At 60.8% G+C, this 21097-nt stretch carries 21 protein-coding genes; 11 read left to right on the top strand and 10 right to left on the bottom strand.

All coding sequences use genetic code 11. From position 1 onward, the window contains the following. The first annotated feature begins 1 nt into the window (after position 1). From mreD to JNO51_RS00650, 5 genes are all read left to right on the top strand, one after another. On the top strand, positions 2 to 505 hold the full coding sequence (mreD, locus tag JNO51_RS00670) for a rod shape-determining protein MreD (protein WP_215780191.1): 504 nt from the start codon (positions 2 to 4) through the stop codon (positions 503 to 505). A gap of 2 nt (positions 506 to 507) precedes the next feature. Next, the gene (mrdA, locus tag JNO51_RS00665) at positions 508 to 2484 is read left to right on the top strand and encodes a penicillin-binding protein 2 (RefSeq protein ID WP_215780189.1); all 1977 of its coding nucleotides are present in this window, start codon (positions 508 to 510) and stop codon (positions 2482 to 2484) included. Then, a complete protein-coding gene (gene rodA / locus JNO51_RS00660; RefSeq protein WP_215780186.1) occupies positions 2465 to 3559 on the top strand; it encodes a rod shape-determining protein RodA in 1095 nt (364 codons plus the stop codon). Before mrdA ends, rodA begins: the two co-directional genes overlap by 20 nt. A 107-nt stretch (positions 3560 to 3666) precedes the next feature. Then, a complete protein-coding gene (locus JNO51_RS00655) occupies positions 3667 to 4557 on the top strand; it encodes a sterol desaturase family protein (RefSeq protein ID WP_252346143.1) in 891 nt (296 codons plus the stop codon). A gap of 122 nt (positions 4558 to 4679) precedes the next feature. Beyond that, a complete protein-coding gene (locus JNO51_RS00650) occupies positions 4680 to 5384 on the top strand; it encodes an outer membrane beta-barrel protein (RefSeq protein ID WP_215780184.1) in 705 nt (234 codons plus the stop codon). Between the two features lie 37 nt (positions 5385 to 5421). Here JNO51_RS00650 and JNO51_RS00645 read toward each other — a convergent pair whose 3' ends face one another. Continuing rightward, positions 5422 to 6078 (bottom strand): HAD family phosphatase, encoded by a 657-nt coding sequence (locus tag JNO51_RS00645; RefSeq protein ID WP_215780181.1) that lies wholly within the window; start codon positions 6076 to 6078, stop codon positions 5422 to 5424. 144 nt (positions 6079 to 6222) lie between these two features. Beyond that, positions 6223 to 6870: a MarC family NAAT transporter gene (locus JNO51_RS00640; protein ID WP_215780179.1), complete on the bottom strand. Its 648-nt coding sequence runs from the start codon at positions 6868 to 6870 to the stop codon at positions 6223 to 6225. A gap of 187 nt (positions 6871 to 7057) precedes the next feature. Here JNO51_RS00640 and JNO51_RS00635 point away from each other — a divergent pair, with 187 nt between their 5' ends. Both JNO51_RS00635 and dinB read left to right on the top strand, forming a co-directional pair. Continuing rightward, positions 7058 to 7546, top strand: coding sequence for a copper chaperone PCu(A)C (locus tag JNO51_RS00635; RefSeq protein WP_215780177.1), 489 nt, complete (start codon positions 7058 to 7060; stop codon positions 7544 to 7546). A 161-nt stretch (positions 7547 to 7707) separates the two neighbouring features. Beyond that, the gene (dinB, locus tag JNO51_RS00630; RefSeq protein WP_215780175.1) at positions 7708 to 8829 is read left to right on the top strand and encodes a DNA polymerase IV; all 1122 of its coding nucleotides are present in this window, start codon (positions 7708 to 7710) and stop codon (positions 8827 to 8829) included. A 33-nt stretch (positions 8830 to 8862) separates the two neighbouring features. Here the strand turns inward: dinB and JNO51_RS00625 are convergent, their stop codons facing one another. The 7 genes from JNO51_RS00625 to bioB form a co-directional block, all read right to left on the bottom strand. Then, positions 8863 to 9516, bottom strand: a complete 654-nt coding sequence (locus JNO51_RS00625) for a glutathione S-transferase family protein (protein WP_215780161.1) — start codon at positions 9514 to 9516, stop codon at positions 8863 to 8865. 40 nt (positions 9517 to 9556) lie between these two features. Continuing rightward, on the bottom strand, positions 9557 to 10456 hold the full coding sequence (locus JNO51_RS00620; protein ID WP_215780159.1) for a patatin-like phospholipase family protein: 900 nt from the start codon (positions 10454 to 10456) through the stop codon (positions 9557 to 9559). A 71-nt stretch (positions 10457 to 10527) separates the two neighbouring features. Continuing rightward, the gene (gene bioC / locus JNO51_RS00615; RefSeq protein WP_215780157.1) at positions 10528 to 11421 is read right to left on the bottom strand and encodes a malonyl-ACP O-methyltransferase BioC; all 894 of its coding nucleotides are present in this window, start codon (positions 11419 to 11421) and stop codon (positions 10528 to 10530) included. Next, positions 11418 to 12182 carry a pimeloyl-ACP methyl ester esterase BioH gene (gene bioH / locus JNO51_RS00610; protein WP_215780155.1) on the bottom strand — a complete coding sequence of 255 codons (765 nt, stop codon included), beginning with the start codon at positions 12180 to 12182 and terminating at the stop codon, positions 11418 to 11420. Before bioH ends, bioC begins: the two co-directional genes overlap by 4 nt. Before the next feature lie 27 nt (positions 12183 to 12209). Then, positions 12210 to 15026: a bifunctional diguanylate cyclase/phosphodiesterase gene (locus JNO51_RS00605; RefSeq protein WP_252346142.1), complete on the bottom strand. Its 2817-nt coding sequence runs from the start codon at positions 15024 to 15026 to the stop codon at positions 12210 to 12212. 45 nt (positions 15027 to 15071) lie between these two features. Continuing rightward, positions 15072 to 16229: an 8-amino-7-oxononanoate synthase gene (gene bioF / locus JNO51_RS00600; protein WP_215780151.1), complete on the bottom strand. Its 1158-nt coding sequence runs from the start codon at positions 16227 to 16229 to the stop codon at positions 15072 to 15074. A gap of 36 nt (positions 16230 to 16265) precedes the next feature. Then, positions 16266 to 17270, bottom strand: a complete 1005-nt coding sequence (bioB, locus tag JNO51_RS00595; protein ID WP_215780149.1) for a biotin synthase BioB — start codon at positions 17268 to 17270, stop codon at positions 16266 to 16268. Between the two features lie 143 nt (positions 17271 to 17413). Here bioB and JNO51_RS00590 point away from each other — a divergent pair, with 143 nt between their 5' ends. The 3 genes from JNO51_RS00590 (at position 17414) to JNO51_RS00580 (ending at position 19545) form a co-directional block, all read left to right on the top strand. Beyond that, the gene (locus JNO51_RS00590; RefSeq protein WP_252346141.1) at positions 17414 to 18136 is read left to right on the top strand and encodes a ComF family protein; all 723 of its coding nucleotides are present in this window, start codon (positions 17414 to 17416) and stop codon (positions 18134 to 18136) included. 40 nt (positions 18137 to 18176) lie between these two features. Beyond that, the gene (trmL, locus tag JNO51_RS00585; RefSeq protein WP_215782618.1) at positions 18177 to 18641 is read left to right on the top strand and encodes a tRNA (uridine(34)/cytosine(34)/5-carboxymethylaminomethyluridine(34)-2'-O)-methyltransferase TrmL; all 465 of its coding nucleotides are present in this window, start codon (positions 18177 to 18179) and stop codon (positions 18639 to 18641) included. An 88-nt stretch (positions 18642 to 18729) separates the two neighbouring features. Continuing rightward, positions 18730 to 19545, top strand: coding sequence for a septal ring lytic transglycosylase RlpA family protein (locus tag JNO51_RS00580; protein ID WP_252346140.1), 816 nt, complete (start codon positions 18730 to 18732; stop codon positions 19543 to 19545). 186 nt (positions 19546 to 19731) lie between these two features. Here JNO51_RS00580 and yihA read toward each other — a convergent pair whose 3' ends face one another. Beyond that, positions 19732 to 20358 carry a ribosome biogenesis GTP-binding protein YihA/YsxC gene (gene yihA, locus JNO51_RS00575; RefSeq protein ID WP_215780143.1) on the bottom strand — a complete coding sequence of 209 codons (627 nt, stop codon included), beginning with the start codon at positions 20356 to 20358 and terminating at the stop codon, positions 19732 to 19734. 91 nt (positions 20359 to 20449) lie between these two features. Between yihA and JNO51_RS00570 the strand changes: the two genes are divergently transcribed. Then, positions 20450 to 21055: a cytochrome c gene (locus JNO51_RS00570; RefSeq protein ID WP_215780141.1), complete on the top strand. Its 606-nt coding sequence runs from the start codon at positions 20450 to 20452 to the stop codon at positions 21053 to 21055. The last annotated feature ends 42 nt before the right edge of the window (positions 21056 to 21097 follow it).

The following is a 21097-nucleotide window of genomic DNA, read 5'->3' as shown; positions in this document are numbered from 1 at the left end:
CATGTCGTTTGACCGACCGAAAGAACTGTTGAAGCCGGTCCGGCGGCGCTTCATCTACCTGAGCTTTGTCATTGCCATCCTGATCGACCTGCTGCCGCTGCCGGTCAGCACGGCGCTCTGGCTGCCCGACTTCATCGCCCTGCTGATCCTCTACTGGGTCATCAACCAGCCGCGCCGCGTCAGCGTCGGCACGGCGTTTACCCTGGGCATCATTGCCGACGTCGCCTCGACCGGCATGTTCGGCCAGCACGCCCTGGCGTATTCGATCACCAGCTATATGGCACTGCTGCGCCAGCGCCAGCTGATCATGTTCAACCTCGGCCAGCAGACGCTGGCGGTGCTGGCGCTGATGCTGACCAACCAGCTCATCATGGTGGCCACCCGCATGGCCACCGGCTCGGCTTTTATCGGCTGGTCGTATTTCATCCCGCCACTGACCGGCGCCATCCTCTGGCCGCTGCTGACCAAGCTGCTGCTGTTGCCCTACCGATCGCATAAAGTCTGACCATGCCACGCGAGAAACTCACCAGCCTGAAAAACCTGCGTTCGGAAGAGAATCAGTTCCAGCTGCGCCTGGTGGTGGCGTACGTCTTCATGTTGCTGATGTTTTTCCTGCTGATCGGCCGCTTTGTCTGGCTGCAGGTCGTGCAGTACCAGCACTTCACCACCCTGGCCCAGAACAACCGCATCTCGCTGGTGCCCATCCTGCCCAACCGCGGACTGATTCTGGATCGCAACGGGGTGGTCCTGGCGCAGAACTATTCGTCTTACACGCTGGAACTGACCCCCAGCAAGATCGACGACATGGAAGCCACCATCGCTCAGCTCAAGCAGCTGGTCGATATCACGCCGCGTGATATGAAGCGCTTCCGCAAATTCCAGGAAGATGCCAAGGATTTCGAGACCCTGCCGCTCAAGGTCAAGCTGACCGATGAGGAAGCCGCTCGCCTGGCCGCCAATATGTGGCGTTTCCAGGGGGTCGAGGTCAAGGCGCGCCTGTTCCGCGACTATCCGTTCAAGGAACTGACCAGCCATGCGCTGGGCTATATCGGCCGTATCAACCTGAAAGAAAAGCAACAGCTCGAAGACGAAGACAAGACCACCAATTACCGTGGCACCACGTATATTGGCAAAACCGGCCTGGAAGCGGTGTATGAAGATCAGCTGCATGGCCAGGTCGGCTTCGAGGAGGTTGAGACCGACTCCGGTGGCCGAGCCATCCGCTCGCTCAAGCGCACCCCGCCCGTCAACGGCAACACCCTCAAACTGGCACTGGATATCCGTCTGCAGGAAATTGCCGACAAGCTGTTTGGTGACCGCCGTGGCGCCCTGGTCGCCATCGATCCCAATGACGGCGGCGTGCTGGCCTTCCTCTCCAAGCCGGGTTTCGATCCGGCCCTGTTCATCGACGGTATCGACAGCCAGACCTGGGCCGCACTGAACGGCGACTGGCACAAACCGCTGGTCAATCGCGCCATGCGCGGTATCTACCCTCCCGGCTCGACTTTCAAGCCGTTCATGGCCATGGCGGCACTGATGTCCGGCATCATCAAGATGGATGACATCCGCGGCGCACCGGGGGTGTTTGTGCTGCCGGGCAGCTCGCACCAGTTCCGCGATGCCGACAAGAACGGCCATGGCATGGTGACCCTGCAAAAGGCCATCACCGTGTCCAGTGACACCTTCTTTTACAAGCTGGCCTGGGACATGGGCATCGACCGGATTTCGCCGGTGATCGGCCAGTTCGGGCTGGGCAGCAAAACCGGCATCGACCTGGATGGCGAGCTGGCCGGCGTCCTGCCGTCGAAAGAATGGAAAGCCCGCCGCTTTGCCAGACTGGGGCCGGCAGCGCAGAAATGGCTGCCGGGCGACGTCGTCAGTATCGGTATCGGCCAGGGTTACAACTCCTATACCCCGCTGCAGATGGCCAATGCCACCGCCACCATGGCCAATGACGGCAAGCTGTTCCGCCCGCATCTGGTCGAATCGATTGTCGATGTGCGCACCGGCCGCGAGACGCATGTCAATACTTCGCCGCTGCGACAGCTGCCCTTCCCGCAGGCCTACTTCGATTACATCAAGGCCGGTATGGAAGGCGTGCTCAAGCCGGGCGGCACGGCAGGCTCCATTGGTGCCGGCCTGACCTATACCATGGCCGGCAAGACCGGTACGGCACAGGTGGTGGCGATCAAGCAGGGCGCCAAGTACAACGCCTCTGCCATTGCGGAGCAAAACCGCGACCACTCCTGGTTTATTGCCTTCGCACCGGTGGATCATCCGAAAATCGCCGTGGCGGTGATCGTCGAAAACGGCGGCTGGGGTGCCGGCGCCGCGGCACCGATTGCCCGCGCCATTTTCGACTTCTATCTCACCGGCAAAGTCCCCCCGGCCATTGCCGAAGAACTGAAAACCGCGACCCTGCCGATCGTGCAGGCGCCCCCACCCGCCAAGAAGGTTGCCAGCGATGAAGTCGCAAATCCTTAAGCGCCTGTGGGCCAAACTGATCGAGCCGCTCGATGGCTGGCTGATGCTGTTTCTCGGCCTCATTTTCATGCTGAGCCTGCTGGTGCTCTACTCTGCCTCGAACCAGAGTTTCGACAAGATCGACAACAAGCTGGCCTACACCGTGCTGTCGCTGTGCATCATGTGGATCATCGCGCGTACGCGACCGCAGGTGATCATGCATTTCGGACCGCCCCTGTATCTCGTCGGCCTGCTGCTGCTGATCGCCGTCCATTTCAAGGGCATTACCGTCAATGGTTCCACCCGCTGGCTGTCACTGGGCTTCACCCGCATCCAGCCATCGGAAATCATGAAGATCGCCCTGCCGATGATGATCGCCTGGTACTTCCAGAAGCACGAGGCCAATCTGCGCTGGTGGCACTTTATCGGTGCGGTGCTACTGATGCTGCTGCCGGTCGGCCTGATTCTCAAGCAGCCTGACCTGGGGACCGCCACCCTGATCATGGCCGCCGGCTTCTTCGTGCTGTTTTTCGCCGGCCTGTCCTGGCGCGTGATCGTCGGCGGACTGATCGCCTTCTCGGCCAGCCTGCCGGTCATCTGGCACGTCATGCACGACTACCAGCGAAAGCGCATTCTGACCCTGATCGACCCGATGAGCGACCCGCTCGGCGCCGGCTACCACATCATCCAGTCCATGATCGCCATCGGTTCCGGCGGTCCGATCGGCAAGGGCTGGCTCAACGGCACCCAGACGCACCTCGACTACATTCCGGAGCGAACGACCGACTTCATCTTTGCCGTATTCTCGGAAGAGTTCGGCATGATCGGCAACCTGATCCTGGTCGGCCTTTACCTGCTGATCATCAGCCGCGGCCTGATGATCACCGCGCGGGCTCAGACGCTGTATGGCCGCCTGATGGCCGGCTCGATCACCCTGTCGTTCTTCTTCTACGCCTTCGTCAATATGGGCATGGTCTCGGGTATTCTGCCGGTGGTCGGCGTGCCCCTGCCCTTTGTCTCCTATGGCGGTACCGCCACCGTCACCCTGTTCATCGGCACCGGCATGCTGATGAGCATCGGCAAACTGCGCAAATGAACACGGGGGCCTCGGCCCCCGTTCTTCTTGGTATCGATACCACACCCGGCAGGCCGTGCCATGCCATTTTTCATCCGCATGCCGCAGCGATGCTATTATCATGACTAATGGTCATTCAATCTGCCGGGGGCACCATGCATCTGGATGTCGAACTGATTCTGCTGGCGATGTCGCCGCTGTTTCTGCTGTTTGTCGCCGGCGAATTTGTTTACTGGCGCCGGCATGGCCACAGCGAGTATTTCAGCCTGGCAGACTCACTGTGCAATGCCGTGCTGGCACTGCTGCATCAGGGGGCAGACAAGCTCGCCTGGCTGCTGACCCTGCCACTGTTCACCTGGCTGGCCGAAAAGCACCACCTGTTTGTCATCACCCCGGGCTGGCAAAGTACCCTGGCGCTGTTTGTGCTGCAGGACTTTCTCTACTACTGGTTCCACCGTGCCAGCCACCGTGTACGCTGGCTATGGGCCGCCCATAACGTCCATCACAGCTCGACGCGCATGAACTTCACCACGGCCTTCCGCCAAAGCCTGATGTATCCGGTGGCCGGCATGTGGCTGTTCTGGCTGCCCCTGGCCTGGATCGGCTTTCCGGCACAGTCGATCATTACGGTCGTGCTGCTGAATCTGGCCTATCAGTTTTTTGTCCACACCCGCCTGTGCCGGGATCTGGGACCGCTGGAGTTTGTGCTCAACACCCCGCAGGTGCATCGCTGCCATCACGCGCGCAATCCGCTCTACATCGACCGGAATTACGCCGGTGTGCTGGTGATCTGGGACCGGTTGTTCGGCACCTATGTGGCGGAGCGTGACGACGAGCCCTGTGACTATGGCACGGTCAAACCCGTCAACACCTATAACCCCTTGCGCGTTACCTTCTGCGAATGGCGCGACATGCTGCACGAAATCCGTCAGGTCAAGGGCTGGCGTGCCAAACTGGCCATGCTGCTGGCACCGCCGGAGCGGGCCGCGGCCATCGTGGCCGCCCAAATCAACGAATAGGAATTGGCTGATCGCATTTTCCAGATTGGCTGACTGACCGGTGTACTGAGAAACCATAAATTTGGCTCCGTTTTCACCCACGACAAGAGCGCTGACGCGCTCTTGTCCTTTCAGGAGCCAATATGCGCAAATCAAGTCCCCTCCTCCTGGCCGGCAGCCTGCTGGCCTGCAGCAGCTGGGCGCAGGCAGATCCTTTTGTCGGCCCTTCCATCAGCCTTGGCGCCTCCCTGGCCGGGATTCAACATCAGGTCAGCAACGAGGAGATTTACAAGCTGTTCATCACCATCAGTAATGGCAACCCCAACATGAGTTCGGGCAATGATTTCCGTGCCAGCCTGCTGCCGGTCATCGACATGAACTGGCAATGGCAGATGGCGCCGAAATGGGTGGCCGGTATCGGCGTGGAGTATGAGGCTGGCAAGCGCACCAGTGGAGAAAGCATTGTCAGCTACATTCCACTGACCGGTTCGCAAACCCTCACGCTCACGCTGAAAAATCACACCGCAGTCTATGGCACCATCGGACGAAAGTGGGGAGAGAACTGGCTGGTATCCGGCAAACTCGCTTACCACGAGGCCAACGCTGAGTCGGCATATCGGTTCCGCACCACCCCGACCTGGATGGATAATATACAAAGCAAGAAAGTGAAGGGCTACGGGATCGGACTGGGGCTGACCCGCAACTGGAAAGATGGCCTGGAACTCCAGTTTGAGGGGGAATATGTCCAGTTCGCCAACATCAATCACTCGATTACGAACACAATAAGCGACTTTAGCACCAAGCCCTCAATGACCCGGTTTAATGCAAAAGTCGGCTATCGTTTCTGATCATCACGCAGGCCATGGCGCGCCATGGCCTGTACTTTCAGACCCGTTGTTCGATCCAGTGCCAGGCTTCGCCCATATTGCCGCAGCGCGTTTCAGCGCCGGAGAAATCGTGATGCTGCGACAGAGCCGTCGGAACGGCGATGCAGCGTATCCCCGCCGCGTGTGCTGCCCGGGCCCCGGATTCGGTATCTTCGATCGCGATACACTCTTCGGCCTTCAATTCCAGTCTTTCCAGTGCCAGCAGATAGACATCCGGTTCAGGTTTGCTGAAGCGCACGTCATCGCGGCTGACCATGGTGGCAAAGCGCGAGAAGCAGGCATGCTCGCGCGCCGACGCCGCGACGCCATGCTGGTTGGCCCCGGTTACCACCGCCAGGTCGAGGCGATGACGCCGACAGGCATCGAGCATCTCCGGCACACCGGGCATCAGGGGGAAAGCCTGCTGCGCGAGATAATCGACCGTGCGCTGATCCTTGGCGGCAAACAGCGTCTCGGCAGCGACATCCAGCTCGAAGCGCGTCACCATGTCCCGGGCATTATCGTCCGACGGCACCCCGGCATAACGTTGCTGATAGACCGGCAAGGGCAGATCGACACCATGCAGGCGCAGGACGTCATACCACAGTCGATAGTGAATCATTTCCGAATCAACCAACGTCCCGTCGTGGTCGAACAGTACCGCTTTGATGGTCATGGCACCCCCTGGCAGATTTTGAAATAAAACTACATTTCAAGTGTGCGCCGCACCATGACAATGGTCAAATCGTTGATAAAAAGACAAACAGCCCGTGTGCCGAGTAGCAAACGGGCTGTTGCAAAAAAGTAGTTTGACTACAGATCAGGAACCGGCCATGAAGCTGCGGATGCCCGAGCCGATGAACTGCACACCGACACAAATCAGCAGGAAGCCCAGCAGCCGTGTCATGACCTCCGTGCCGTTGCGCCCCATCTTTTCGGACAGCAAGGCCGAGAAGCGCAAGACAAACCACATGCCCAGGCTGGTCAGAAAGATGGCGGTGAAGGTCATGCCGAAAGCCAGCGCCTTGGTCGCCAGCGAGTGCTCTTCGGCGATCTCCGTGGCGATGCCGATCACCACGGCAATGGTCCCGGGACCACTGATGCCGGGCATGGCCAGCGGAAAGAAAGCGTAATCTTCGCGATTATTGCTCGGCTTGGGGGCCTGCCCCGGATCCTGTGACAGGAACAGCATGCGATAGCCCAGCACCGCCACGACAAACCCGCCGGCAATACGCAGCGCCCCATAGGAGATGCCGAAGACCGACAGGATGACGTTACCGGCCAGCAGGCTGACTGCCATGATCGATCCTGCATAGACCGCTGCCATCTTGGCCTGATGGTTGCGGCGCAGGTCACTCATGCCGGCCGTCAGGGTGACAAACATCGGGATTTTCGACAGCGGGTTGGTAATCGTGATCAGGCTGATCAGGCCACCAAACAGGTACTGCAGGAAAAAGGTCTTGAACATGTTGTTAGCAACCGAAATGGTCGAGGCGGCTCATTCTAATGCCGCACGGGTCAAAAAGCCCCGGTGCGGCGGCTAAAGGTAGTTTCAGGTCGCAGATTAGCATAAGGGAGTGTGGCAATTTGCCGCTTTTGCTCTGAATCAGCCCATGTTAATTTGACGTAGTCATCATTCATCTGCGCGAGGTCATATGAAGAAGTTATTTGCTGCGGTCTTTTTGCTACTGGCCAGTCAATTGGCATCGGCCCATCCGGTCAAGGCAGGCGATCTGACCATCGACGGCGTATGGGCTCGCTCGACGGCCGCTCAGGCCGCCAATGGTGCGGCCTACCTCACCATCAGCAATCATGGCGCCAGCAGTGACAAACTGATCTCGGTCAGCACGGCCGTCGCCGATCAGGCCCAGCTGCACCATACCAGCATGGACAATGGCGTCATGCGCATGCGCGAGGTCGAAGGGGGTGTCGAGATTGCCGCCGGCAAAACCGTCAAATTTGCGCCGGGTGGCTTCCACATCATGCTGATGGGACTGAAAAAGCCGCTGAAGCAGGGTGAGCACTTTGCCATCACCCTGCATTTCGCCCGTGCCGGTGAGGTCAAGCTGAATGTGGCCGTCCGTGATATGGCCGCCGGGCATGAGATGCACGGTGACATGCACGACGGTATGAAGATGGATTGACCAACTGTTGCGTTGCATCCAGTCCACATGATGCAGCGCAACATCCAGCCCTGTCCTTTACCCTTTCGGCCCGGACGTGCACACTGGCGTCCGGAGCACGCATACCCAGCGCCGATTCCCGCAAACACGCCAGGTCGACACCAATAAGGAAAAGATGGAGGATGACCCGGGGAATCGGCGGCTCCATTCGCCCGTACCTGCCACCCTCTGTGCATGTCATGACACCCGGCCGCAAGATCATCCATATCGACTGTGACTGTTTCTACGCCTCGATCGAAATGCGGGACAACCCGTCCTGGCGAGGGATTCCGCTGGCGGTGGGTGGCCGGCCGGACAGTCGCGGGGTGATCGCCACCTGCAATTACGAAGCGCGCCGTTTTGGTGTCCATTCTGCCATGTCGTCGCGACGCGCCCTGATGCTGTGTCCGTCATTGCTGATCGTCCCGCCGGACATGGCCCGCTACAAAGAAGCCAGCCAGCGCATCATGTCGATTTATCGCGACTACACGACCCTGATCGAACCCCTGTCGCTGGATGAGGCCTACCTGGATGTCAGCGGCCAGCCCCATTGCCGCGGCAGCGCCACCCTGATGGCGGAAGCGATCCGTCAGCGCATTCGCGATGAAATCGGTATCACCGCCTCCGCCGGCATCGCCCCCAACAAATTCCTCGCCAAGGTCGCCAGCGACTGGCACAAGCCGGATGGTCAGAAGGTGATTCTGCCGGATGAGGTCGATGCTTTTGTGGCGGCCCTGCCGGTCAGCAAAGTCCCGGGCATCGGCAAGGTCACGGCGGAGCGGATGAAGCGCATGGGCATTGAAACCTGCGCCGATCTGCGAACTCGCCCGCGGGCAGATTTATTGCTGGCATTTGGCCGCTTCGGCGAACGGTTGTTCCAGCTGGCCAGGGGCGAAGATGAGCGGGAAGTGGCCGTGGACCGGGTGCGCAAGAGTATCAGCGTCGAAGAGACCTATGCCACCGACTTGCCGGATCTGGACGCCTGCCTGGCGACCCTGCCGGTCTTGCTGCAAAAACTGCAGGAGCGCATTGCACGTGCCGGCAATCCGAGCTGGCGCGGCATCAGCTGCAAACTGAAGTTTACCGACTTCAGCCAGACCACCGTGGAACAGGCAGACAGCCGGCTGGATGCCGCGCATTTCACTCAACTGCTGCAGATGGGCTATGCCCGCGGCCAGCAACCGGTGCGGCTGGTCGGCGTCGGGGTCAGGCTCGATACCGGGACCAGCGAACCGACGGCCAGACAATTGCCCTTGTTCGACTAAAGCCAAACCGGGCCATGCGGCCCGGCTTTCCTGTCATTTGTTTGCCGCCTGTTCCAGCAGGTAGGCCAGCGCCTTGTCGCGCGCCGCCCAGGTGGTGGTCACGGTCTGGCGCTTGGCCAGTTGTGCCAGATAGGTCTCCGCCCCGGGCAAATGCTGCAGCAGATCTTCACCCAGCATGTCGCTGGCCAGCTTCACACCGGGCAACACCGCCGCGGCCGACAGGTCGGCATAGCTGAAGGTATCGCCCGCCAGGAAGGGTGCGAAGACCGCAATGCGCGCCATCCCCGCCAGGGTCCGGATGATCTTGGCGCGCGCATCGCTGCGGGCCTGCTCATCCAGCGGCGCACCAAAGACCTTGTGACGCTGGAACGGTGCACAACCCTGGATCAGATCCAGGTCGATCAACTGCATCAGCTGCCGCGACAGCGCCCGGCTATTGGGGGTCGGAGGCAGCAGGCTGGCGGTGGGATAGGCATCTTCCAGCCACTCGATGATGGCGGTCGATTCCGACAGGTGGAACTGCCCGATCTCGACGTAGGGAATCTTGCCCAGCGGGCTGCACGCCAGGACCTCGGCATCCTGCGACGGGCGTTGCAGTATTTCCTCGAATTTCACGCCCTTTTCCAGCAAGGCGATCCGCACCTTGTTGTAGTACGGCGAAAGCGGCGCTCCATACAGTTTGATCATGCACTCCTCCTTGGAAAACGGTGCTTTGCTGAGTATGCCATTACTTTGTCATGGCCAGTTGCTTCTGTTGCAGCCTGGCCCTGATCTGGGCAACCGCCTGCTGGGCAGCGAGTTCACCGGCACGAATCGCCTGATTACGGGCATCAAAGGCGGCAGAGCCGATATTCTGTACCTGCGGCCGGATCACAACATCGGCCTGCTTCAATTCACTGGCCAGCGCCGCCACGCTCATGATATTCAGACTCTGGTCCAGCGTGGACAGGAAGCCGGTTGCCGCACCGGCCTTGGGACGGGCGGAAATGTCGACAGCGATCACCAGGTCGGCCCCCATCTCATGTGCGGCGCTGACCGGCACCGGACTGACCAGGCCACCATCCACATAGCGGTGCCCGGCAATGTCCACCGGCAGGAAGACATTGGGAATGCTGGCCGAGGCGCGAACGGCCTGGCCGGTATTGCCCAGACGGAAGACCACCCGCTTGCCGGTGTCCAGCTCGGTGGCCACCGCGCCGAAGGGTTTGGCCAGCTTTTCGATCGGACGATTCTGCACCTGGGTATTGATGAAGGACTGCAGGCGCTCGCCCTTGATGAAGCCACGCGTCGACAGGGTGAAGTCGGCCAGATTGGTTTCATCGAGCCGCACGGCGATCTGTTGCAGCTGCGCAGGCGAATAGCCGGCAGCATACAGACTGCCCACCACGCTGCCGGCGCTGGTGCCGGTGACGATATCCGGCACGATGCCGTTGGCCTCGAGCACCTTGATCACCCCGACATGGGCAAACCCCTTGGCGGCCCCCCCCCCGAGCGCCAGACCAATTCTGATATGCGGCGGCGTAACCGGTTTGGGCGCGACCACCGGCTCGGGTTTGTGAGACAGGGAGCCACAGGCGGCCAGCAGGCCGGCCAGCAGCAACAGCGCAGTTTGTTTGTAAATCTTCATGAACTCATCTCTATAAAAAACAAAGGCCATGCGGCCAGGTTGCCCCGACTGCATGGCCAGCCCCCGCGCGCTCAGCGCCTGGGCTGGAATTCAATCACCTGACGCCCATCCGGCAAAGTACGCGAAGGTTTGTCCTGCCCGCGCCAGGCGTGGCCATAGACCACCTCGTAGGTTGCCGGCAGGCGTCCGTCGCGGCGCAGCGTCTCGTAACGGGCCTCCACCTGCCGCCATGCCTGCTTGCCCATCAGGCCGCGCCCGCGTCCGGCAGTCGCATTGTGGGCACCGATGGCTTTCAGATCGTGCATGACGTCGCGTACGCCCTCATAGGTCATGACGATTTTTTCCATGTCCATCACCGGTTCGGACAAACCGCCCGCCAGCATGGCATCGCCCAGATCGTGCATGTCGATGAACTGATTGACGTGGGTAAACCCATCCAGACCGGCAAAGGACTGTCGAAGTTCCTGCAGCGTATCCGGTCCCAGGGTGGAAAACAGGATCATGCCTCCCGGCTTGAGCACGCGGCGGAACTCGGCAAAGGCCCCGTCCGGCACATTGACCCACTGAATGGCCAGATTAGACCAGATCATGTCCACACTGGCATCGGCCAGGGGCAAGCGCTCGATATCGGCGCACACCTGCCAGGGCTTGTTGCGCTGAAACAGCCGGTCCATCAGCCCGGCCTGTTGCTGCTGCCGGCTGCGCGACGCGGCCAGCATGGCATGGGCGAGATCCAGCTCGATCACCCTGGCATCGGGATAACGGCGGCGCAGCTCGGCGGCCCCTGTTCCCGTGCCGCTGCCGGCATCGAGGATGACGCCGGGCTGCAGCTTGATGTAATCGAGTCGTTCGGCCATGCGCTGCGCGACCTCGCGCTGCAACACCGCAGCACAGTCATAACTGGCGGCGGCGCGCTCGAAAGCCGCGCGAACCCGCGCCTTGTCGGTATAAAAAACTTCACTCATGCATGGCAATCCAGAAATTCGGTCAAGCTTGCGAGGAACGCCGCCTCATGGGACAGAAACGGCGCGTGAGAGGCTTGCGCAAAGGTGATCATTGTAGCGGAAGGCAGCTGGCTGGCCAGCCATTCACCGGCAGCGGGCGGCGTGAGGACATCACGCTGGCCATAAAACAGGCCGACCGGGCACTGAATCTCGCGGGTGCGGCCACGCAAGTCAGCCTGCAGCAGCAGTTGCAGCGCCGCCAGCAAGCCTTGCGGACGGCCGTGGGCGAATAACTGCGCCCGCAGCGCTTTCAGCGTATCGCGCGCACTGCTCGATCCCAGCATCTGTAGTGCCAGAAAACGCTCCAGAGTGACTTCAAACGCCGCGTCCAGACTGGCACCCACCGCCTCGATGGCGGCGGCAGACTGAGCGTGGGGCCAGTCTGCCTTCTTGACGAAGCAGGGACTGGAGGCCACCAGCGCCAGGCTGCGCACTTGCTGCGGAGCCTGCAGCGCCCAGTATTGACCGATCAGCCCGCCCAGCGACCAGCCGACCACATGCACCGGCCAGGGGAACTGCGCATTCAGCAACCCCACGACCTGCTCGCCCTGATAAGGCTCAAGCGGCGCGGAGGCCCCATGGCCGGGCAAGTCGACGCAATGGACACAATATTGTTCGGCCAGAGACTCGGCAACGCGGGCAAACACCCCGCCGTGCAACCCCCAGCCATGCAACAGGACGACATCGGCACCACGGCCGATGGTTTCGACATACAGGGTCATACCGCCCCCTGTGTGCCGACGGGAAAATCAGACAATGGCGTACTCCTGCTCGATGGCCGCCAGCCTCAGCCAGTCAACATCGCCGGCCGGGGCGGGGTGAGAAAACAGATAACCCTGCACCTTGTTGCATCCCATGGCACGCAGACGCTGTAGTTGCGAAGCGGTTTCCACCCCCTCGGCCACCACCTCCAGGGCGAGCGCCTCGGCCAGTGCCAGGATGGCGCGCACAATGGCGGCAGACTCTTCGGTACGATCGACATCAAACACGAAAGACTGGTCGATCTTCAGGACATCGAAGCGATAGCGATGCAGGTAGGACAGCGCCGAATAGCCGGTACCGAAGTCATCCAGCGCCAGCCGCAGCCCCATCTGATGCAGCTGCCGCATCACCGTGGCGGCGGTGTCCGGAACATCGATCAGCGCAGTTTCGGTGATTTCGAGGTGCAGCATGCCTGGCTGCAGATCATGCTGGCGAATCAGGTCTGCAATCCAGCCGACCAGTTGGGCATCCTGCAGATTGGCGGAAGACAAATTGACGTGCAAGGCCATGCCCGGCCCCACGCGCCCGGCATCCAGCCACTGGCGCCACTGGGCGCACGCCGCCTGGATCATGTAGCGGTCGAGCCGCATGATCAGGCCACTTTCTTCGGCGATCGGCAGGAAACTGGAGGGCGAAATCAGGCCACGCATCGGGTGGCGCCAGCGTACCAGGGCCTCGAAGCCGGCCAGACGCCCGGTGTCGGCCTCGATAAAGGGCTGATAGTAGGGCACCAGCTGGTCTTCATCGTCGAGGGCCCGGCGCAGCTCGGCCTCCATGGCCAATTGATCAGCCTGATCGGCACGCAATTCATGATTGAACACGGTAAAGCCGTGCCGTCCCTGCTGCTTGGTGCGGTACATGGCATGGTCGGCATCGCGCAACAGGTCATCGGCACTGTGGTGGTGTTCGCGATCTGCCAGCACCACGCCCAGGCTGGCGGTGGTAAACACCTCTCGGCCGGCAATGATGATCGGGCGCTCGAACTCGGCCACCATACGGCGCGCAATCATTTCGCAACCTTCGATCTGGCTCATGCCGACCAGCAGCACAGCAAATTCATCGCCGCCCAGGCGCGCCATGAAATCGTTCTGACGCATGCAATTGCGGATGCGGCTGCCCGCTTCGGCCAGCAGATGATCGCCGGCCAGATGACCCAGGGTGTCATTGACCAGCTTGAAACGATCCAGGTCGATGAAGAACACGGCAAAGCGCTCGCCGACGCCGTTGACATAGGCTTCCCAGGTACGGCGCAGCGTTTTGGCAAAGAAGCTTCGATTGGGCAGCTTGGTCAGGGAGTCATGCATGCTGTCGAATTGCAGTTGAGCATTGACCGCATCCAGCGCACTGGTGCGCTCACGCACCCGCTCCTCCAGCTCGGCGTAGGCCCGCTGCAACTCTTCCAGCACCCGTACCCGCGTCAGGGCGCTGCCGATGCTGTTGGCGACGCAAGCCAGTACTTGCTGATCGCGGAAGCTGAACAACACCCCCTGCTGATAGCTGCGTACCGACAACACCCCGAGCAGATCGTGCCCGCTATACAGCGGCACACCCAGCCAGCTCTCGGCCTCAGCGAGCTGCCCCTGCAAGGCACCCGACTGCTGGCGCGGCCGCGCCAGCACCGGCAGGCCGCTGTGCAGCACCTGCTCGATCAGGCCGCGTCCCGGCTTGTGCGGGGCCGGATCGGCCTCATGCTCATCGACGCTGTAGGGAAAACGAATGGTGTCGCTCAGGGGGTCATACAGCGCCACCTGAAAATTGTGGGCCGGCATCAGCTCAACCAGCTGACGATGCACGCCGGCGAGGAATGCCGCCAGCGACAGGCTGGTATTGGCCAGCCCGGCAATCTCGAACAGAACCTGCTGCACCTGCTGCGCCTGGCGACGCTCTTCCACTTCAGCCATCAACCGGGCATTGGCACCTTCCAGCTCACGCGTGCGCAGCCAGACCTCCTGCTCCAGCTGCGCCCGGTATTGCATCCGGGCCAGGGCACTGCCCATGGCACGAACCGTATACTGGAACAGACGCTGCTCGGCCACCGAAAAGACCGGCTCGCCCTGATAGCGCTGCAGCACCACGGCACCGCGGGCGACGCCATCCGCACCGAACAGGGGTTCGCCGACCCACAGTACCGGCGGCTCGGTCTCATCCGGCAAGGCCTCATACACGGCAGCCTGGTCAAGGTACAGGGTGGTTTGCGTGCGCACGACCCGCATGGCCAGTTCGACCTGGCGGACCTCATCCAGCTGGAACAATCGTTCCGGGGCCGGGGCAAAGGCACTGTGGCGGTTGCGATAGAAAGGGAAACGCAGGGCCGTGCCACTCTCGTCCAGCAGTGCCACGTGCAGATTGCCGACCGCAAACAACGGGTCGAGCAAGCGGTAAACCTGGGAGAAAAACTGCTCGACGCCGGTGCACTCGCTGGACAGGCGGCTGATCTCCAGCAGCGCTTCCTTCACCACCCGGGAGCGCGCCTCGGACTCAGCCTGATGCCAGGCCAGCCAGGCCGGGGCAAGCAGGCTGACCAGGGTTGCGGCCTGGGCTTGCGGCATGCCGCGCCAGACCAGACAGCCCAGCTGTTGCCGGCCATGCATGACCGGCAACATGCCCTGGTCGGCATGCGGCATCAGGGCGGCATCCGTTCCTTGCGGCACCGGCAGTGACCCGCTGTCATCCGACGTCGCCAGACACTGCCAGCCATGATCGTCCTGATGCCAGATCGCCAGGCAGACGTCCGGGGACAGCCACCGGGCCAGGCTCAGCACCTGATCGGCAGTCTGCGCCGGCGTTACCAGTGCGTCACCCATGCCACTCATAAGATGAATCGTTGTCTTTCATTGGCAGAAAGCACATCAGCCGGTCGTTACATACGCGCTGCGCAGCCCCTCGATCAGACTGGCCACCTCATGCTCCTCATGGGCGGCCGACAGGGAGATGCGCAAACGGGCGCTGCCTTTCGGCACAGTAGGCGGGCGGATGGCCGGCACCCAGAGTCCCATCTGGCGCAACCTGGCCGACATGCTTAGTGTTTGTTTATTGTCGCCTATAATAAGTGGCTGGATTGGCGTTCGGGAAGCTTTAAATTCAATAACATTGTCATTTCTCAGTGCCTGCAACTGCCCGATGTGCCGGTGCAGCCGCTCGCGCCGCCAGCTTTCCTCGCGCATCAATCTCACGCTGGCCCGAATGGCCGCTGCCAGAACCGGCGAATGCGCCGTCGAAAACACATAGCTGTGTGCCGTGTTCATCAGCCAGTCGATCAGCGCCTGACTCCCCGCGACAAACGCGCCACTCACGCCGGCAGCCTTGCCCAGCGTCGCCATATAGATGATGCGCTCGCTGGCGGGCAAGCCAGCCAGACTGCCGCGGCCCTCTCCCAACACGCCAAAACCATGGGCGTCGTCCAGATACAGCCAGGCATCATAGCGCTCGGCCAGTCGCAGTAAATCCGCCAGCGGGGCCTGATCACCGTCCATGCTGTACACCGCATCAACGGCAATCAACCGGGTGCGGGCGCGGCTTTTTTGCAACAATGCTTCAAGATGATTCAGGTCATTATGACGAAAGCGTTGAAAGTTCGCCCTGGATAGCAGGCAGGCATCATTCAGAGAGGCGTGATTGAGGCGATCGGCAAAGACACTATCCCCGCGTCCGATCAGACTGGTGATCACGGCCAGGTTGGCCGCATAGCCGGCACTAAACAGTAGCGCGGCGGGTTGACCGACAAACTCGGCCAGATCGGCTTCGGCCTGCTGGTGAACATGCGCATGCCCGGTCACCAGCGGTGAGGCGCCGCTGCCGACGCCCCATTCCTCCGCGGCCTGGCGTACCGCTTCGATCAACAGCGGGTGCCTGGCCAGACCCAGGTAGTCATTGCTGGCAAATGACAGATAAGGCTGACCGTCAATGACCACCCGGCTCCCCTGCGGGCTGCCGAGCACGGCACGCTGGCGCAGCTGATCCCGATGCGCCAGCGCGGTCAGGGCCGCATCAAGATCAGATGCCTTCATGGGTATTTACTCTTTATATATATGTCTGCCTGCCAGTCACTCCGCGGCAGCAGACAGCTCAAGCGGCAGCAGATCCAGTTTTTGCATCAATTGACGATCCGCTTCCACATCCGGGTTCCCCGTGGTCAGCAGCTTATCGCCATAGAAAATGGAGTTCGCCCCGGCCAGGAAACACAAGGCCTGCATCGCTTCAGGCATGCTGCGCCGCCCTGCCGACAGGCGTACAAAGCTGCCCGGCATGGTCAGACGTGCCACGGCAATGGTGCGCACAAACTCGGTCCAGTCCAGATCAGCCGCATCTTCCATCGGCGTGCCATGCACCTTGACCAGCTGATTGACCGGCACCGATTCAGGCTGCGGATCCAGATTGGCCAGCTGAGCGATCAGCCCGGCGCGATCCTGCCGGGTCTCGTTCAGCCCGACAATGCCGCCACAGCACACCGACAGACCGGCCTGGCGAACCTTGCCCAGCGTATCCAGGCGATCATTATATTCGCGAGTCTGGATGATATCGGCGTATTTGTCCGGTGCGGTGTCCAGATTGTGGTTGTAGTAGTCGAGGCCGGCCCCCTTGAGCTGTTCGGCCTGGCCATCCTTGAGCAGACCGAAGGTGGCACAGGTCTCCAGACCCAGCGCTTTGACCTGACGCACCATCTCCAGCGTCTTGGCCAGGTCGGCATCCTTGGGGCCACGCCAGGCGGCCCCCATGCAGAAGCGGCTGGCACCGTTGTCGCGCGCGGCACGCGCAGCCGCCACCACTTCGTCCACCGTCATCATCGGCTGATCTTCCACCGGGGTATCGTGATGCGACGACTGCGGGCAATAGCCGCAGTCTTCTTCACAGCCACCGGTCTTGATCGACAACAGCGTGGACAGCTGCACGCGGCAAGGATCAAAGAACTGGCGGTGGACCTCGGCGGCACGGAACACCAGTTCCATCAGCGGCAAGTCATACAGCGCCTCAACCTCGGCCACGGTCCAGTTGCTGCGTTGCGGATGCGGTTGCGACGGGGAGGCAAAGCGAATCGTACTTTGTTGCATGGGGAGTCCTCGAACGATGTCGTGCACTCTTCTATAAGAGTGCTCGAGCACTTTAAGCTGGGCGTCGCGCCTGAGCACTGGCCCGCCCGCGAGGCGGGCAGGCATCGGGCTCTGGGCTGACAGGAAATCGGGAGCATCTTGGCGTGTGGCGAACTGCATTGTCAAACATATTGACCACATTAATTGACAGTAGATCAATATTTAATCAATCGTGCCTGTTATGCGGCAGCGCCGATGCCAACCAGGGACTTTGCCTTCCCTGTCGGCAGGATTTACCCGTCCTTCCCAGGCCATTTTGTCCGCGCTGTGCGCTCCCCCTGCCTGAAAACGGGCTTTGCGGGCGCTGCCTGCGTCATCCGCCGGTTTTTGACGCCCTACACGTTCCTTATGTCTTTCGCTACCCCATCAGTGCTTTGATACATGCCTTCAAGTATGGCCGCAGGCTAGAACTGGCGGGCATTCTGGGCAACTTGCTGGCCGCCGGCACGCCTCCCGTTGACAAAAAATACGACCTTGTCATGGCGGTTCCACTGTCAAAAGAACGACTTGCCGAACGCGGCTTCAACCAAAGCCTTGAACTCGCCAGGTCACTTGTTGGTATAATCCCTGACCGATTTTTACCGGGTTTGTGTTGGCGAAAATGCAACACCCTCCCGCAGACCGGTCTGAGACACCGGCAAAGACGGCGGAATGTCCGCCATGCATTTTGCGTAGAAACCAGACTGGACGGGCTCTCTGTTGCCGTTGTCGACGACGTGGTCACCACCGGTTCGACCCTCGATTCACTGTCCTCGGAACTCAAAAAAATGGGGGCAAAACGGGTCGAAGTCTGGGCCCTTTGCAGGGCAATCCGCGTAAAGACTTGACCAACTTTTTGATTCTTTGGAACAATCCACCCTGCCAACGATGTTCACAGTAGTTCTATTCCAGCCGGAAATCCCGCCTAATACAGGCAATGTGATCCGTTTATGTGCCAATACCGGCTGTGAACTGCATCTGGTCAAACCGCTGGGCTTCCCGCTAGATGACGCCAAATTGCGTCGGGCGGGCCTGGATTATCACGAGTACGCCAAACTGGTCGTGCACGAGAACTGGGAAAGCTGCCTGGCGAGCCTTCAGGGGCGACGAATTTTCGCCGCCACCACCAAAGGCGCGACGCGCCATGACCAGATTGTTTACCGAGCCGGGGATGTATTCCTGTTCGGACCTGAATCTCGCGGTTTGCCTGACGATGTCCTCGCCGGGTTCCCGCACGAGAGGAGGATCCGTCTGCCGATGCAACCCGAGTCACGCAGCATGAATTTGTCGAATGCTGTGGCCGTTACCGTTTATGAGGCGTGGCGGCAAATTGATTTTCTCGGAGGCAGCTAGCAGTTCAGCCGTTGGCCTAACAGCATAAGGGAGGTATATGAAGCCTGCATTCCGATGGCTGTGGCTTGTGTTAGTCAGTCTAGTGCTCGTGGCCTGCTCCACCGTCAAGACAGCAAGTGCCACCAGTCAATCGTCGGCTTCCCCGACGAAGAAGTCGCTGGCCAGAAACGGGGCGTATTTCCAGAATGATGGTCCGGCAGACCACATTCCGGTCAACCTCGATCTGGTTCCCAATGCGGTTCCGCAAGACGAACCGCTGATTCGCGCAGCCAATCTGCCGTACTCTGCCATGGGCATGAGTTTCCGCCCTGACACCAGCAACACCCCCTACAAGGTACGGGGGACGGCGTCCTGGTACGGCAAGCAGTTCCACGGTCGACGCACCACGTCGGGCGAGCGTTACGACATGTTCGCCATGACGGCCGCACACCCGACCTTGCCGATCCCGAGCTATGTTCGGGTGACCAACCTGAAAAACGGCAAGACGGTCGTCGTACGCATCAATGATCGTGGCCCGTTCCACCGTGGTCGCATCCTGGACCTGTCGTATGCCGCCGCCCACAAGCTCGGCTTCGTCGGCCAGGGCAGTACCAAGGTTCAGATCGAACGGGTATGGCCGGCCACCGAGACCGCTTCGACCCAGCAGGCCAAGCCCGCCGAAGTCGCAGCGCTCAAGCAGGAAGACGCGCCGAAGTACCTGCAGCTGGGTGCCTTCGATCAGCTGTCCAATGCCGAAGCACTGCTGAAGAAGCTGGTTGACCGGCTCGACGCCAGCTACGATCCGAAGCTCGGCATCGTCAACCAGAAGGGAACCTATATGGTTCGTCTGGGGCCGTTTGACTCTGCCGCCGCCGTGCGCAGCGCTGCCGAATCGCTGAACGTGGAAAACATCGTGATGAACTGATCGCGAACCAACAGACTGACACAGCCACAAGGGCGAAGCACTTCGGTGCTTCGCCCTTCTCTTTGGCAGAGCCCAAAAACAAAAACCCCGACAGCGCGAGCTGCCGGGGAAAAAATGCCTTCAGGTATCAGCAAAGGCCCCGCTCAGGGAGGTGAAGCGGGAGGCGCCTGACAGGCGCCATATCGTTTAGTCAGAATCCTCCTGGCAAAGTTCCTCGCCACCGAGGTAACTTGCAAACCAGCCTGCCACGACGGTTTCCACCTCGTCGATACCCGTCTTCTTCAGGCTGGAGAACAGCTGCACCGTCACCCCGGGATAATCGGCCAGTGCACTCTTGACCGCCGCCAGCGTCTTGCTCTGCTCCTGACGGCTGAGCTTGTCCGCCTTGGACAGCAGGATATGCACCGGTCGCTGCGTCACGCGGAAATACTCCAGCATGTGCTGATCCAGCTCCTTGAGCGGATGACGGGCATCCATGATCAGCAACAGGCCGATCAGGCTGGAGCGGGTCTGCAGATAACGACCGAGCAGTTCCACCCAGTGGCGGCGCACCGCCTCGGGCACCTCTGCATAGCCGTAGCCCGGCAAATCGACCAGATAACGTTCATCGCCCAGATCGAAGAAATTGATATGCTGCGTACGCCCGGGGGTCTTGGAAACGAAAGCCAGACGGGTGCGGTTGGCCAGCGTATTGATCGCGCTCGACTTGCCTGCGTTGGAGCGTCCGACGAAGGCCACTTCGGCGCGCGTAGCCGGCAAGTCCTTCATATGGTTTACAGTGGTGAAGAAGCGCGCATTCTGAAAAATCGTCATAGTAGTAGGGTCAATGCAATTGGTATAGAATAGCAGATTCAAATTGCCGCGATTACAGGTTTATTAAACCATTGCACGACAAGGAGCGACCATGAGACAAAAGGTGCTGTTGGCACTGGCCGCCGCCACACTGGCTGGCAGCGTATCGGCCCAAACCCAGGGCGACCCCGCCAAAGGTCAGCTGTTGGTACAGCAGGTCTGCGCAGCCTGTCACGGGATCGATGGCAACAGCGTAGCATCCAGCAATCCGACCCTGGCCGGTCAGCACCCGGCGTATATTGTCAGCCAGCTCAAGGCCTTCAAGTCCGGCCAGCGCAAGAACCCGATCATGCTCGGCATGGCCAGCGCGCTGTCCGATCAGGATATGCTCAATGTCGCCGCCTACTTCAGCCAGCAAAAGCCGAAGGAACACGATGCGGCCGACAAGAGCCTGCTGGCCGCAGGCAAGACGTTGTACCGCGCCGGCAATCCGGCCACCCGCGTCCCGGCCTGTATGGCCTGCCATGGTCCGTCCGGTGCCGGCATGCCGGACCAGTTCCCGCGCCTGGGCAGCCAGCAGTCGGCCTATGTACTGAAGCAGCTGAATGACTTCAAGGCAGGTACCGACCGCAAGAACGCCGTGATGTACGACATTGCAAACCGCCTGTCGGACGCCGAGATGAAAGCCGTTGCGGAATACATTTCCGGATTGCGTTGATTCAAGGCTCTGCGCGCAGACCGTGTCCGACATCATACGCAG

It is taken from the genome of Paludibacterium sp. B53371 (genome assembly GCF_018802765.1).
Lineage (GTDB): Bacteria > Pseudomonadota > Gammaproteobacteria > Burkholderiales > Chromobacteriaceae > Paludibacterium.
Note: the sequence above shows the minus strand (reverse complement) of the source record. Positions and strands in the feature narration are given on the sequence as shown.

Coding starts and splice junctions, on each gene's coding strand:
- mreD (WP_215780191.1), top strand. CDS start 2: ATGTCGTTTGACCGACCGAAAGAACTGTTGAAGCCGGTCCGGCGGCGC.
- mrdA (WP_215780189.1), top strand. CDS start 508: ATGCCACGCGAGAAACTCACCAGCCTGAAAAACCTGCGTTCGGAAGAG.
- rodA (WP_215780186.1), top strand. CDS start 2,465: ATGAAGTCGCAAATCCTTAAGCGCCTGTGGGCCAAACTGATCGAGCCG.
- JNO51_RS00655 (WP_252346143.1), top strand. CDS start 3,667: ATGGTCATTCAATCTGCCGGGGGCACCATGCATCTGGATGTCGAACTG.
- JNO51_RS00650 (WP_215780184.1), top strand. CDS start 4,680: ATGCGCAAATCAAGTCCCCTCCTCCTGGCCGGCAGCCTGCTGGCCTGC.
- JNO51_RS00645 (WP_215780181.1), bottom strand. CDS start 6,078: ATGACCATCAAAGCGGTACTGTTCGACCACGACGGGACGTTGGTTGAT.
- JNO51_RS00640 (WP_215780179.1), bottom strand. CDS start 6,870: ATGTTCAAGACCTTTTTCCTGCAGTACCTGTTTGGTGGCCTGATCAGC.
- JNO51_RS00635 (WP_215780177.1), top strand. CDS start 7,058: ATGAAGAAGTTATTTGCTGCGGTCTTTTTGCTACTGGCCAGTCAATTG.
- dinB (WP_215780175.1), top strand. CDS start 7,708: ATGACCCGGGGAATCGGCGGCTCCATTCGCCCGTACCTGCCACCCTCT.
- JNO51_RS00625 (WP_215780161.1), bottom strand. CDS start 9,516: ATGATCAAACTGTATGGAGCGCCGCTTTCGCCGTACTACAACAAGGTG.
- JNO51_RS00620 (WP_215780159.1), bottom strand. CDS start 10,456: ATGAAGATTTACAAACAAACTGCGCTGTTGCTGCTGGCCGGCCTGCTG.
- bioC (WP_215780157.1), bottom strand. CDS start 11,421: ATGAGTGAAGTTTTTTATACCGACAAGGCGCGGGTTCGCGCGGCTTTC.
- bioH (WP_215780155.1), bottom strand. CDS start 12,182: ATGACCCTGTATGTCGAAACCATCGGCCGTGGTGCCGATGTCGTCCTG.
- JNO51_RS00605 (WP_252346142.1), bottom strand. CDS start 15,026: ATGGGTGACGCACTGGTAACGCCGGCGCAGACTGCCGATCAGGTGCTG.
- bioF (WP_215780151.1), bottom strand. CDS start 16,229: ATGAAGGCATCTGATCTTGATGCGGCCCTGACCGCGCTGGCGCATCGG.
- bioB (WP_215780149.1), bottom strand. CDS start 17,270: ATGCAACAAAGTACGATTCGCTTTGCCTCCCCGTCGCAACCGCATCCG.
- trmL (WP_215782618.1), top strand. CDS start 18,177: ATGTTCACAGTAGTTCTATTCCAGCCGGAAATCCCGCCTAATACAGGC.
- yihA (WP_215780143.1), bottom strand. CDS start 20,358: ATGACGATTTTTCAGAATGCGCGCTTCTTCACCACTGTAAACCATATG.
- JNO51_RS00570 (WP_215780141.1), top strand. CDS start 20,450: ATGAGACAAAAGGTGCTGTTGGCACTGGCCGCCGCCACACTGGCTGGC.